This window comes from Exiguobacterium sp. SH3S3 (assembly GCF_004337115.1).
GTDB classification, from domain to species: Bacteria; Bacillota; Bacilli; order Exiguobacteriales; family Exiguobacteriaceae; genus Exiguobacterium; species Exiguobacterium aurantiacum_A.
The window spans coordinates 191,884-204,829 of sequence record NZ_SJUU01000002.1 but is presented as its reverse complement, the minus strand read 5'-3'; the positions used below and the strand labels follow the sequence as shown (position 1 = coordinate 204,829).

At 52.8% G+C, this 12,946-nt stretch carries 15 protein-coding genes; 11 read left to right on the top strand and 4 right to left on the bottom strand.

The features are described 5' to 3' along the window. The first annotated feature begins 44 nt into the window (after positions 1 to 44). The 8 genes from EVJ28_RS02765 (at position 45) to EVJ28_RS02730 (ending at position 7,063) form a co-directional block, all read left to right on the top strand. Positions 45 to 317, top strand: a complete 273-nt coding sequence (locus EVJ28_RS02765; RefSeq protein ID WP_070328749.1) for an acylphosphatase — start codon at positions 45 to 47, stop codon at positions 315 to 317. A 246-nt stretch (positions 318 to 563) separates the two neighbouring features. Then, positions 564 to 1,883 carry a branched-chain amino acid transport system II carrier protein gene (gene brnQ, locus EVJ28_RS02760; protein ID WP_131455919.1) on the top strand — a complete coding sequence of 440 codons (1,320 nt, stop codon included), beginning with the start codon at positions 564 to 566 and terminating at the stop codon, positions 1,881 to 1,883. 110 nt (positions 1,884 to 1,993) lie between these two features. Beyond that, positions 1,994 to 3,175 carry an MFS transporter gene (locus EVJ28_RS02755; RefSeq protein WP_131455921.1) on the top strand — a complete coding sequence of 394 codons (1,182 nt, stop codon included), beginning with the start codon at positions 1,994 to 1,996 and terminating at the stop codon, positions 3,173 to 3,175. A gap of 17 nt (positions 3,176 to 3,192) precedes the next feature. Then, a complete protein-coding gene (locus EVJ28_RS02750; protein WP_131455923.1) occupies positions 3,193 to 4,038 on the top strand; it encodes a DUF72 domain-containing protein in 846 nt (281 codons plus the stop codon). A 9-nt stretch (positions 4,039 to 4,047) separates the two neighbouring features. After that, positions 4,048 to 5,394 carry a bifunctional metallophosphatase/5'-nucleotidase gene (locus EVJ28_RS02745; protein ID WP_131468288.1) on the top strand — a complete coding sequence of 449 codons (1,347 nt, stop codon included), beginning with the start codon at positions 4,048 to 4,050 and terminating at the stop codon, positions 5,392 to 5,394. A gap of 47 nt (positions 5,395 to 5,441) precedes the next feature. Continuing rightward, on the top strand, positions 5,442 to 5,822 hold the full coding sequence (locus EVJ28_RS02740; RefSeq protein ID WP_035386184.1) for a YutD family protein: 381 nt from the start codon (positions 5,442 to 5,444) through the stop codon (positions 5,820 to 5,822). A gap of 156 nt (positions 5,823 to 5,978) precedes the next feature. Continuing rightward, complete coding sequence (locus EVJ28_RS02735) at positions 5,979 to 6,284, top strand: hypothetical protein (RefSeq protein WP_131455927.1); 306 nt, start codon at positions 5,979 to 5,981, stop codon at positions 6,282 to 6,284. A gap of 101 nt (positions 6,285 to 6,385) precedes the next feature. Then, positions 6,386 to 7,063, top strand: coding sequence for a DUF975 family protein (locus EVJ28_RS02730; protein ID WP_131455929.1), 678 nt, complete (start codon positions 6,386 to 6,388; stop codon positions 7,061 to 7,063). Positions 7,064 to 7,099: 36 nt separating this feature from the next. On the opposite strand, the gene glpX is transcribed toward EVJ28_RS02730, so the two are convergent. Continuing rightward, positions 7,100 to 8,080, bottom strand: coding sequence for a class II fructose-bisphosphatase (gene glpX / locus EVJ28_RS02725; protein WP_131455931.1), 981 nt, complete (start codon positions 8,078 to 8,080; stop codon positions 7,100 to 7,102). Positions 8,081 to 8,238: 158 nt separating this feature from the next. Here glpX and EVJ28_RS02720 point away from each other — a divergent pair, with 158 nt between their 5' ends. Both EVJ28_RS02720 and EVJ28_RS02715 read left to right on the top strand, forming a co-directional pair. After that, the gene (locus tag EVJ28_RS02720) at positions 8,239 to 8,682 is read left to right on the top strand and encodes a DUF86 domain-containing protein (RefSeq protein ID WP_070328796.1); all 444 of its coding nucleotides are present in this window, start codon (positions 8,239 to 8,241) and stop codon (positions 8,680 to 8,682) included. 4 nt (positions 8,683 to 8,686) lie between these two features. After that, a complete protein-coding gene (locus EVJ28_RS02715; RefSeq protein ID WP_131487944.1) occupies positions 8,687 to 9,457 on the top strand; it encodes a TIGR01457 family HAD-type hydrolase in 771 nt (256 codons plus the stop codon). A 32-nt stretch (positions 9,458 to 9,489) separates the two neighbouring features. Here EVJ28_RS02715 and EVJ28_RS02710 read toward each other — a convergent pair whose 3' ends face one another. Beyond that, positions 9,490 to 9,717 (bottom strand): NifU family protein, encoded by a 228-nt coding sequence (locus tag EVJ28_RS02710; protein ID WP_012726833.1) that lies wholly within the window; start codon positions 9,715 to 9,717, stop codon positions 9,490 to 9,492. Positions 9,718 to 9,844: 127 nt separating this feature from the next. Here EVJ28_RS02710 and EVJ28_RS02705 point away from each other — a divergent pair, with 127 nt between their 5' ends. Then, positions 9,845 to 10,132, top strand: a complete 288-nt coding sequence (locus tag EVJ28_RS02705; protein ID WP_131455933.1) for a DUF1462 family protein — start codon at positions 9,845 to 9,847, stop codon at positions 10,130 to 10,132. A gap of 56 nt (positions 10,133 to 10,188) precedes the next feature. Here EVJ28_RS02705 and EVJ28_RS02700 read toward each other — a convergent pair whose 3' ends face one another. Both EVJ28_RS02700 and EVJ28_RS02695 read right to left on the bottom strand, forming a co-directional pair. After that, complete coding sequence (locus tag EVJ28_RS02700) at positions 10,189 to 11,619, bottom strand: S8 family peptidase (protein WP_131455935.1); 1,431 nt, start codon at positions 11,617 to 11,619, stop codon at positions 10,189 to 10,191. A gap of 249 nt (positions 11,620 to 11,868) precedes the next feature. After that, positions 11,869 to 12,924, bottom strand: a complete 1,056-nt coding sequence (locus EVJ28_RS02695; RefSeq protein ID WP_131455937.1) for an NAD(P)/FAD-dependent oxidoreductase — start codon at positions 12,922 to 12,924, stop codon at positions 11,869 to 11,871. Positions 12,925 to 12,946 lie beyond the last annotated feature (22 nt).

Here is a 12,946-nt window from a genome sequence, read left to right as displayed (position 1 = left end):
CGTCTCGCTAAACCTGTTATTTCATATGAAGGAGGAGAATACGCATGAAACTGGCTAAACAATTGATCGTCTCAGGACGCGTCCAAGGGGTCGGCTTTCGCTATTTTTGTCAAGCGACCGCAATCGAATCGAATCTAAAGGGATGGGTCCGAAATTTGAGCGATGGTACGGTCGAGCTCCATGTCGAAGGGGACGAGGCCGACTATGCATCGTTCAAACGAGCGCTCTATGACGGCAATCGGTTCGTCGGCGTCGAACAGATCGAAGAAACGGATATCGCGGAAGCATCATACCGTAAATTCGATATCCGCTATTGACTATTTTTTTGAAAAGATGACATGAATTCGGTTGACAAGTAGGCTCCTGCTGTAAAAAGAGGGAGCTTTTTTTATATGGAAATCTACTTCTCAGAAAAATAAACATCTTTTTTAAAGATAGGGTGGTCAAAAAAAGGATAGTGTGTATAATGGAATAGACCAAGCGCTTTATTGTCAGAAAATTTAGTCATTTAGTCGGAATTTGTTCAATACGGAAGGTACTACAATGTATGTGGAGGTAGTTGTATGAAAAAATCAACATTATTCCCGTTAGCGTTTACGATTTTCGCATTATTCTTCGGAGCCGGGAACTTGCTGTTCCCACCGATGCTAGGAGCGTTGGCAGGTGAGAACCTGTTCCCAGCCCTAGTCGGATTCGTCATTACCGGCGTCGGACTTCCTTTACTCGCCTTGTTCGCAGTCGCGCGGGTCGGTGGAGGGTCTGATCAAATCGCAAGGTACATTCCGAAGCGTCTTGCTCTTCTTTTGACGGGATTAATGTACGTGGCAATCGGACCGTTCTTCGGGATTCCTCGGACGGCAGCGGTCACGTATGAGATGGGAGTCGTGCCGTTCCTCGGTGCGCCGTCAACGTTCACACTCGCCATCAGTTCAACTGTCTTTTTCGGCTTGACGTTCCTTTTGACGCTCCGCGCTCAAAAATTGATCGAGATCATCGGACGGATCATCACACCGATCCTCCTCGTCTTGCTCGCTGGTATCGGGATCACAAACCTTGTGGCTCCGCTCGGCTCACCGGCCGCGCCAGCAGCAGGGTATGAGACGTGGCTCGGGGCACTCGGTGAAGGCTTTAAACAAGGTTACTTGACGATGGACGTATTCGGGGCACTCGTCTTTGGTGCAATCGTTCTCGTCACGCTTAAAGCGAACGGGATGTCGGATCAAAAAGAAGCGTCATCGCTTCTCCGGACATCGGGATTGCTTGCCGTCACGTGTTTGATGCTCGTCTACATCTCGCTCGCATCGATCGGAGCGAACATGACGGGTGTCACGGGAACTACTGACGGAGCAAGCCTCCTTCAAACGTTTGCCGGTACATCGTTCGGTCAAGTCGGCATGCTCGCACTCGGGGCAGCGGTCTTCCTTGCTTGTTTGACGACAGCGGTCGGACTCATCACCGAGTTCTCACGGTTCATGAGTAACACGTTCGAGTCGCTCAAGTACTACCAAGTCGTCATCGGGACAACGTTATTCGGTTACTTGATCTCACTCGTCGGTCTCGGTACGTTGATTGAAATCGCGATACCGTTGCTCACGCTCTTGTATCCGGTCATGATCGCACTCGTGCTCGTTTCGGTCACGGAACGGATTCAACGTAACCCGCACGTCGCGATGAAGGCGACCGTTTACACGGCGCTCGTGTTCTCGTTGTTCGAGACGGCACAAGGCTTGGCTCCAACAGCCGTGACTGCATGGATCACGAACTTACCGATGGCTGAGATCGGGCTCGCCTGGGCAGTTCCTACGTTGATCGTTTATGTCGTCACACTGTTCTTACCGAAACAGCGGTCGAGCGGGTCACTCGCTGAGTCACGCATCTCATAATCACAACGACACCCATCCTCTGGTCCAGGATGGGTGTTTTGCTGTCTTATCGTTTGCTCATTCCATTCATCAACAAGTAAAATGAATAGATGAAAAGGAAGTGACGTGCGTTGACGACAAAACAAAAGAAACAATTGGCGATTCTCATGCTGAACATGTTCATCGCCGTAGCAGGATTCGGGATTATCATTCCAATCATTCCCGACTATTTAAAAATGATTGGCGAAGGCGGTACCGCCGCCGGACTGATGATTTCGGTCTTTGCCGGGGCGCAGTTGCTCATGTCACCGATCGCGGGGAAATGGGCGGACGTCTACGGTCGCCGACTGATGATCATTTCAGGGCTCATCGGGTTCACCATCTCGATGGCAGTCTTTTACTTATCGGACAATTTGACGGTCTTACTGATCTCGCGCGCCATCGGCGGAGTCGGGGCCGCATTGCTCATTCCAGCCATCTTTGCTTACGTGGCCGACATTACGACGCTCAAACAACGGGCGAAAGGAAATAGCTATATTTCCGCGGCAATGTCGCTCGGGATCGTCATCGGACCAGGGATCGGGGGCTTCGTCGCCGAGTTCGGGCTGAAGGCACCGCTGCTTTTGTCGGCGATCGTCTCATTGGTCGCCGTCATCTCATCGATCATTCTATTGAAAGAACCGGATCGGGAAGCTTACGTCCGGACGAACGAGACCGAATCGCTGCCACGGCAACTCTTGTCGTCGACTCGAAAGCCGTACTTCTTCGTGCTCGTCATCAACTTGGTCATGGCGTTTGGGCTCATGGCATACGAGTCGGTGCTTGGACTGTTCGTCAGTGAGACGTTCAGTGCGACGCCGCAAGAAATTGCCGTCATGATCACAGGTACGGGAATCGTCAGTGTCATCGTTCAGCTGTTTGCCGTCGACCGACTCGTCTCGCTCTTCGGTGAGATCAAAGTCGTGCTCATCTTTATTATGCTCGCGGCACTCGGCTTCTTGTTCTCGCTGTTCGCGGGATCGTATGCGATCTTCTTCGCGATCACGCTCATCATCTTCTTGTCGACCTCGATTCTTCGTCCGGTGTTGAATACGCTCGTGTCGAAAATGGCGGATAAAGAACAAGGCTTCGCGATGGGGATGAACAACGCCTATATGAGTATCGGCAATATCGTCGGGCCGACGCTTGCCGGGATCGCCTTCGATATCGACATGCGCTATCCGTTCATCATGGGACTTGCCTTGTTGCTCGTGACGTTTAGCGGGACACTCAATTGGTCAAAGCGAAACGCGGAGACATCGTTCGAACAATAATGTGAGGAGGAAACACGATGATTTATGTCGGTGTGACCGGTTGGGGAGACCACGACCTGCTCTATACGACGCCGGAAGAGCGGAAGCACAAACTGTCGACATACGCCGGCCACTTTCCGACGGTGGAGGTCGACTCGTCGTTCTATGCGATCCAACCTGTGAAAAACTATGAGAAATGGAATCGTGAGACGCCGGACGGCTTTCAGTTCGTCGTCAAAGTTTCCAGGGAAATGAGCGGGCACGACCGTGAACCGAAGCTGCCGCTCGCCGAACTGTTCGAGCGCTACCGGACATCGGTCGAGCCACTCAAACAGGCGGGGAAACTGCGGGCCGTTCTCGTCCAACTCCCGCCGTGGTTCGACGTCTCGAAGCCTCATCTCGACTATTTGCGGACGATTCGAGCGGAACTGATCGACTATGACATCGCCGTCGAGTTTCGGAACCCGACGTGGTTCTCGGAAGCATTTCGCGACCGGACGCTCGCGTTCTTGACCGAGCAACGCTTCATCAACACGGTGTGCGACGAACCGCAGACGAAAGAGAGCAGCATCCCGTTCGTCCCGGTCGTCACGAACCCGGAAGTCGCAGTCGTCCGTCTGCACGGCCGCAATACGGCCGGGTGGCTCCGCAAACCCGGGATGACGAGCCAAGAGTGGCGTCACGTCCGCTGCTTGTATCGATACAGTGAGGATGAACTGCAAGAACTTGCAACGGCGTGCCGAGCGCTCGAACGAGATGCCAAGTCGGTCTACGTCTATTTCAACAACAACTCAGCCGGGGATGCGGCACCGAACGCGAAACGTTTGATTGAGATTCTCGGTGCCGAGTATGAGCTCGCCCCGAGCCAAATCAGCCTGTTTTAGGAAGAGGGGATGGCCGTGCGTACGATTAAAATCTTTCATTACAATGACTTGCATTCAAAATTTCATAACTGGCCTCAACTTGTCTCCTTTTTGAACGAACGCCGACACGAGGACACGCTCGTCTTCGACCTCGGCGATCATGCCGATCGAACACACCCGGCGACGGAAGTGACGAAAGGGCAAGTGAACGTCCGCTTGCTCAATCGGCTCAATCCGACGGCCGTGACGATCGGCAACAACGAAGGCATCACGTTCCCGCACGACTGGCTCGATTCGCTCTATGAGGATGCGACGTTCCCTGTCTTGCTCGCGAACGTCTATCACGCGGACGGGACGCGACCGGACTGGGCGACGGAGACGCTCGTCCTCGAGCGGTCCGGTGTGCGTGTCGGTCTGTTCGGCGTGACCGCACCGTATGAAGAGCTGTATCCTGAACTCGGTTGGCAAATTGAGTCACCGCTGACGGCGACTGCTCGGGCACTCGAGGAACTCAAAGGATGTGACGTCATCATCGCGCTCAGTCACCTCGGTTTCTACGCCGACGAGCGACTCGCTGAAGCGTTCCCAGCCATCGATGTCATCCTTGGGGCGCATACGCACCACGTGTTGGACGACGGCGTCATGAAAAACGGGGTATTGATCGCCCAGGCCGGGAAGTACGGGCAATACGTCGGAGAAGTCGAGTTATCGCTTCGGGACGGCCAAGTCGTAGAGAAGAAGGCGTGTCTCCATGACTTGACAGATCACGTTCAGGACGACGACACGCTACGGGCGTTGCGGTTCGAGTATGAACAAGCTGAGAGTTTGCTTGACGTGACGATTGCCGCCACGCCAGGCTATGTGAGCGATTGGTTCGGACCATCTCCGATTGCGGAATTATTAGCGGACGGATTAATGGACTGGTGTGATGCCGAAGTAAGCATCCTTCCATCAGGCATCCTGCTTGAAGGGTTGGCACCCGGACAAGTCACGCTCAATATGCTCCATCGCATCTGTCCGCACCCGATCAATCCATGCCTGTTGACACTCGACGGTGCAACGTTGCTTCGGTTCTTGAGCGATGTTCATGATGAGCCGTTCACGACGATGCACGTGCGTGGGCTCGGCTTTCGCGGAACGGTGCTCGGACAACCGATCATCCACGGTCTTGAAGTGAAACAAGGCCGCTACTTGCTTCGCGGCAACGAGATCGGTCTTGAACAGACGTATCGTGTCGCCACGGTCGACATGTTCACGTTCGGTCCGCTCCTGCCGTATTTGGCGGACCAGCCGAAGCGTTACTACATGCCGGAACTTCTGCGTGACGTGCTGCGTGAAACGATCATGGCGCGTCATGATGTGATCCGAAAACGATAGGGGAACTATTGATTGGCGTGATATGATAGGAAAGTGGAGGTGTGAAAATGATTAGAGTGAATCACCATGGATATACCGTCATCGAAGAGAAACGCGACGGGTTTGACGAAGAGGCATTCATCGCTCGTTATAGTGATGTGCTCGATAAATATGATTACATCGTCGGCGATTGGGGACATGGTCAACTTCGTCTCAAAGGATTTTATGAAGTGAAGTCGAAGTTTGCCACGTACGATAATCGAATCGATCACGTGATGGACTATGTGTATGAGTATTGTAACTTTGGTTGTCCGTTCTTCGTCCTGAAGAAAGAGACAGAGATTGATGAAAGTGAAGACGGTCCTGTGTTCGGCGGAACGAAACAACCGCTCAAACTAAAACGAAAATTCAATAAAGCGGAAGAAGCTGAAACTTCGACCGGTTCATGACGCGCTGATGACATCGGCGCTTTTTTTATTACATATATTTCCTGAATGTTTCGTTTAGGTGAAAAGACGGTGTGACAGGTTTAGGGATAAGAAAATTGTGATAATTTATATATAAGATAACTTTTTCTGTTCGGGTTTTGGAAGTGAGGTGAAAGGATGCAACACGTACAAACGACGACCGTCAGCGATCGCGATGACGTCCATAACCGAATCCATAACTTAGGATTGGGCTTACTGGCGATGCTGTTCTTCGGGTTAGGTAGTATCATGACATTCTATTTCACAGCCGCGGTCCTTTTGTTTGAGTTGGTCCATGTCTTGCTCGTTCGCCGGTTCGAGTATCGGAATGCATTTCTAAAAAGCCGGTTATTTAAAGCGATCTCACTGACTGTTGTCGCTACAGGTGTGCTCTTATTTATTCTATCGATGTCACAGTTTTTTATGGGCAATATCTTATATTAACAGGGAAAAGGAGAAACCTTTCCCTGTTTTCGTGTTTTTTGAAACCTTCTGCCGGCCAATGACGTACACTAAGGAAAGAACACAAACAAAGGATGGATACTATGACAGCACAATGGAAACAACACGCACAAAAAATGTTGACAGGTAATCGCTGGCTGCTCGCTGGGATTTTGATTTTGTTCGTTGTATTGAACGGGATTCCCCAAACGTTCGCACCGACGATTGACGCAGAGTCAATGGAGCCATTGACGTCGACCGAGATGACGTTATCATTCTTATCGTTCCTTCTGACGTTGTTGATCGCACCGCTCACGATCGGATGGTCATGGCTCGTCCTCTCCGTGTCACGCGGCGACAAGCCGGCCGTCTCGAAATTATTTGAACCGTTCCAAACCGGCTATGTGAAACACGTGCTCGCTCCGTTTTTCGTAGGGTTGTTCATCTTCTTATGGGCATTGTTACTCGTGATCCCAGGAATCGTCAAAGCGTTCTCGTACTCGCTAACGAACTATATTTTACGTGATCAGCCGGAACTGTCGGCTCTCGAGGCGATCACCGAGTCACGCCGGATGATGGACGGTCACAAGATGGACGCGTTCAAGCTCGTTCTCTCCTTCATCGGTTGGTTCTTCGTCGGTGTGTTCACGCTCGGAATCGGCTTCTTGTACGTGTATCCGTACTTCACGACGACGTACGCTGCGTTCTATGACTCGCTTCGAGGAGCAGATCAGCCACGCACGAACCACGTCGGTACGCCTGATATGGAACAAGGATTCTAAAAAAAACCTCCGCTCAAATTTTGAGCGGAGGTTTTGTCATGCTTCGACTTGTTGTTTGTTCAGGTACGGCTTCAACGACAACGTGTGTTCAGCGACGACTTTGCGGATCGTCTTCGTCTTCGAACGCATGACGAGCGACGTCGTCTCGACGATATCGTCCGTCAAGAACTTGACGCCGTCGAGCAGTTCACCCGTCGTGACACCGGTCGCGGCAAAGATGCAATCGTCACTCTTGACGAGATCGTCGATCGTGAGGAGTTGGAGTGGGTCCTCGATGCCCATCGAGATGACGCGGGCCGTCTCTTCTTCGTTCATCGGATGAAGGCGGGCTTGCATATCGCCGCCGAGCGCCTTGACGGCTGCTGCCGTGATGACGCCTTCTGGTGCGCCGCCTGTCGAGATGAAGATGTCGATCGGGTTCGATTTGATGGCTGCGGCGATTCCGGCCGAGACATCGCCGTCATCGAACAGTTTGACGCGTGCGCCCATACGCATCGCCGCTTGACGGAGATGTTCGTGGCGGTCACGGTCTTGCATGATGACGGTCACTTCTTCGATCCGTTTGCCGTTATAGAGCGCGGCTTTCTCGATGATCGACTCGAGCGGTTCGTCGAGCGAGACTTTCCCTTTCAGGTTCGGTCCGACAACAAGTTTATCCATATACATATCAGGTGCGTGGAGGAGAGCGCCTTTATCGGCGACTGCGATGACGACCATGGCGTCGCTGAGTCCTTTGGCGACAATCGATGTCCCTTCGAGCGGATCGACCGCGATATCGACTTCCGGCCCAAACGTCGTACCGAGGCGTTCGCCGATGTAAAGCATCGGAGCCTCATCTAATTCGCCTTCGCCAATCACGACAGTCGCATCCATATTGACCGTGCCGAGCACTTCGCGCATCGCTGACGTCGCCGCGTCATCGGCCTCGTTCTTTTGGCCGCGACCAATCCATTTTGATGATGCCAGTGCCGCTGCCTCGGTTGCTCGTACGATCTCTAACGCTAATTCTCGTTCCATAGTGTTGAACCCTCCACGTGATTTCTATTTAATGTGACATACTAATTAAAGTGTTAATCCGTGGATTAGTGTATCACAATCGGATAAATGATGTAAATAGGGGAGATTCTTTTCTCGAGTCGGAAAAAAGATTATGATAAGGGGCAGGGGGGATGACGATGTATTTTGTAAATAGAGAAAAAATCAATGAGACGCTGGCCCACATGGAAACGATGTTGCATCGGATCGATCAGCTCGAAGGGGACGCGTTCACACTTGAACTTGCGAAAGAGCGTTTGGCCGTGCATTTGATGGAAGGCGTCATCGATGTCGGCAACTCGATGATCGACGGCTTCATTATGCGCGATCCGGGGAGTTATGAAGATATCGTCGACATTTTATTGGACGAGCGCGTGCTCGACGCCCAGACGGCTCAAGCGGCGAAAGAGCTCGTCATGATGCGTGCCTATTACGTCCGGGAGTTCGTCACGTCGGATTCGGCTCGCTTTGACGCCTGGACGGAGCGTCAAAAAGAGACGTTCGCAGCATTTCCCGAGCAAGTCCGCCGCTATTTAGAAGTGGAACTTGGACCAGTATCAGCATTTTTACCGGAAAGCGAGTGATTAGATGAATTTAATTAAAGGATACTTATTTGATTTAGATGGAACGATCTATGCAGGCACCGAGCCGATCAAAGCAGCGGTCGACTTCGTGAACCGGCTCGAGGCGACGGGCTTCCCGTACTTGTTCGTCACGAACAACGCCTCGATGACGCCGAAACAAGTCGCGGACAAACTCGTGTCGATGGGTGTCCACGTGACGCCCGAGCACGTCTTGACGAGTGCGATGGCAACGGCCCGTTATATCGAGAAGATGACACCAGGGGCGACCGTTTATATGATCGGGGAAGACGGTCTCCGGATCGCGCTTGAAGAGCGTGGCTTCCATGTGACGGACGAACCGAAAGCCGACTACGTCGTCATCGGGCTCGACCGCCACATCACGTACGAGAAATTGGCGAAAGGTGCGCTCGCGATTCGGTCCGGCGCCCGTTTCATCTCGACGAACGGGGATATCGCCATCCCGACCGAGCGCGGCTTTTTACCGGGCAACGGGGCGCTCACGTCCGTGCTCACAGTGACGACGGAGAAAGACCCGTTCTTCATCGGCAAACCGGAGCCGGTCATGATCGACATCGCCCTCGAGATGATCGGTCTGACGAAAGACGAGGTCGTCATGGTCGGGGACAACTACCATACGGACATCTTGTTCGGGATCAACGGAGGGCTGCGGACGCTGCATGTCAATTCAGGCGTTCACGGGCCTGCGTTCATTCAAGAACAAGAAAAGCTCCCGACCTATATGGTCGAGAGCTTGGACGAATGGACAAATGCATGAAAAAAAGGGATGACGTTTGTCTCCCTTTTTGTTTAGAATACTTGTTCGACTTCGACGATGCCAGGTACTTCTTCAATGAGCGCGCGCTCAATTCCGGCTTTCAAAGTGATTGTTGAAGACGGGCAGCTGCCGCATGCACCCATCAAACGAAGTTTGACGATGCCTTCTTCTACATCAACGAGTTCGACGTCACCGCCGTCGCGAAGCAAGAACGGGCGTAATTTATCGAGTACTTCTTGGACTTGATCAAACATTTCCATGGTATCTAACCCCTTTCTGGTTCTATTCCATTCTAGCAAGTTTGAGATTGTTTCTCAATCTTTAACGCTGAGCGTTTTGTGACAGGGGCGCTGCGTGATTTTTGTATAATAGAAATGGATAGGGGGAATGACGATGAAAATCACGGTATACGGGGCAGAAGTACAGTGTGCGAGCTGTGTCGGGGCACCGAGCTCGGTCGAGACATATGAATGGTTACAAAGTGCGCTCGCCCGGAAATATCCGGAGCGCAAGTTCGAGTTCGAATACATCGACTTCGAGCAAGCGGACGATGACATCGCCGAGGCGATCAAGCAAGACGAATGGTTTTACCCGCTCGTCCTCTTGAACGGGGAAGTCGTCGACGAAGGTGTCGTCCAGTTACGTAAAGTGTATACGGCGATTGACCAGAAGTGAACGACATCATAAAAGAAGGTTGAGCGAATACACATTCGTTCAACCTTCTTGTCGATTTAGCGAAGTTGGAACGACGTCGTCGCTGAACTTGCCGTGTATCCTGAGAGCGTCGCATCCGCTTTCACTTGGTACGTCCCTCGTTGTGAAGAAGAACCGGTCGAGAGCGTGAACGTGATTGCTCCGCTTGAGTTGGTTTTACCCGTTCCTGAGAGCGTCGTGCCGTAAGGTTGTGTTACTGTCACACGAACGTCCGCGTTCGCGATCGCTTGACCGTTCGCGTCACGTACCGTCGATGAGATCGATACAACTTCACCGGCGTAGTATATCGCTTTTGATGTCGTGACCGTAGCCGCGAGCGCTTGAACCGGTTGTGACGTGCTGCCTGACGTTGGCGCTTGAACGAGTCCGTTGCCGAATAGTGTATCGCGACCTGCCGTGCCGAGGTCGATTGCATCTTGTGACAGGCGCGTCCGGAGCTGTGAAGATGAGAGCGTCGGGTACGCTTGTTTCATGAGCGCCAAGTTCCCGGCGACGTATGGTGTCGCCATCGACGTCCCGCTCATTTGACCGTAGCCGCTGCCGACGATTGTCGAATTGATGTTCACACCTGGAGCCGCGACTTCAACTGTACTGCCCGTAGCGGAGAACGAAGCGCGATTGTTGTTGATGTCCGTCGCCGCGACCGCGATGGCCGAGCTGTAGCGCGCCGGGTAGTTGACGAGGTCGCCGCTGCCGTCGGCTCGGCCGTTGTTACCAGCCGCTGCGACGACGAGAATGCCTGAATTGTTCGCCCGGTCGACGACTTGTTGGAGCGTCGTCGAAGGACTCGTCGTTCCGAGGCTCAAGTTGATGATATCCATTTGATTCGAAATCGACCAGTCGATACCGGCGATGATGCTCGACAGGCTACCGCTGCCGTTCGCCTCGAGCGCTTTGACGGCGTAAATACTTGCCTCGTGGGCGATCCCGACCGTTCCGATGCCGTTGTCACGTGCCGCGATGATCCCGGCGACGTGCGTACCGTGTCCGTTGTCATCGGCGTATGAACTCGTCACACTGCTAAATGACGCTCCACCTGCAATCGTCAAGTCAGGATGCGCTGAGATTCCCGTATCGACGACGGAGACTTTAATACCTTTTCCGGTGAAGCCGTTCTGCCAAGCCGATGGTGCTTTCAGTTTTGGAATTCCCCAGTCTTGGGTTTGATTCTCAATTTGTACCGTCTGATCGACTTCGATGTGGGCGACGTTCGGATTGTTTTTCAATCCGTTCAGCGCTGCTTTCGGCACTTCGATGGCAGCAGCCGGGATGTTGGCGTATTGCTGTTTGACTTCCATGCCTTCAATCGAGAGCGGGATTTTCTTCGCCGACTGTTTGAACACGACGATGACACGTTCTTTTTCCTTGTCAGGACTGGCATCTACTGCTTGTGGGACGGTTGACAAGACGAGAAGCGAGGCGAGGACGGTGCTACAGATTTTCTTCAATGGATTTCCCCCTTTGGATTATGTAGGCGAGATGACATAATGTCGAACTGCCGTGCTCATAGAGTAACAAGTTTTTCCATCGGGTAGAATATGTCAATCGAATCAATAATCTGAAAATTTAGACAGGTATATCAGGGACAGGGATACAAGACTTTTGGCGCAAGGCAAAGAAGTATGAACGGGTAAGCGGCTGTCACCACATAAAAAAATCGCGAGATGGCAAGGCAGCCATTTCGCGATTCGGTCGTATTATTTGATGACTTTATGTTTCCACAGGATACCGGACTTGAGAAGTCGGGCCACTTTCCCGGTCAGCGACTGTTTCCCCATGAAGACGCCGAAGCCGGCCTTCTTCCCGAGCGATCCGAGCGTGCCTCGGAGTTTAATATCCGGCAACTCAGGATAAGCGACGCCTTTCCACTTGCAGAGCAGCACTTGGACGATCTGTTCGGCTTGTGCCTCGGCGAGTTGACCTGAAGGTGCGTACGGGAGGCTGGCGTTGTCACCGACGACGAAGACGTCAGGCAAATCGGGAACGTAGTGATGCGGTGTCAGTTTCACGCGGCCGCCCCCATCGAGCTCCCAGCCTTGGTTCCGGACGACGGCGACCGGTTGGATCCCAGCCGTCCAAACCGTCAAGTCGGCGGCAAAGTGTTGTTCATGGTTCCACAGACCGTCTGGGTCGACCCGGACGATGTTGGCATTGTTGATGACTTCGACACCGTGCTCTTCAAACCACGATTGAACGTACATCGAGACACGGCTCGATAAAAAGGACAGGACGGAAGGGCCACGGTCGAACAGTCGGACGGTCAGATCGGGACGGCTCTCCCGGAGTTCGCTCGCGAGCTCGACACCGGATAGGCCGGCCCCGACGATCGAGACGATCGAACCGGGCGACAAGCCGTTGATCGCTTGTTGCGTCTTGCGTGACTCTTCTAACGTTTGGATACTGTACGTGAACTCGGCGGCGCCGGGCACGTTATGGTATTTGTCCTCGCAGCCTAAGCCGATGACGAGGTCGTCGTACGGCACTTTTTCCCCGCTTGCGAGCAACACCATCTTGTCGGTCGTATCGATGTCCGTGACTTGCCCGTATATGTAGTCGACTTCTTCCGGGAAATCGACACGGATGTCACGATCGGATACCGTTCCGGCGGCTAGTGCATAATACTCTGTTTTTAATCCGTGATAAGGTAGACGGTCGATTAATGTGATCGATACGTCCTTCAGCTGATGGCCGAGGACGCGTTCGATTACACGCATACCCCCGTAACCGCCTCCTAAGACGACTAATTTGCGCATAAAAATCCCCCTTTGTTACTCT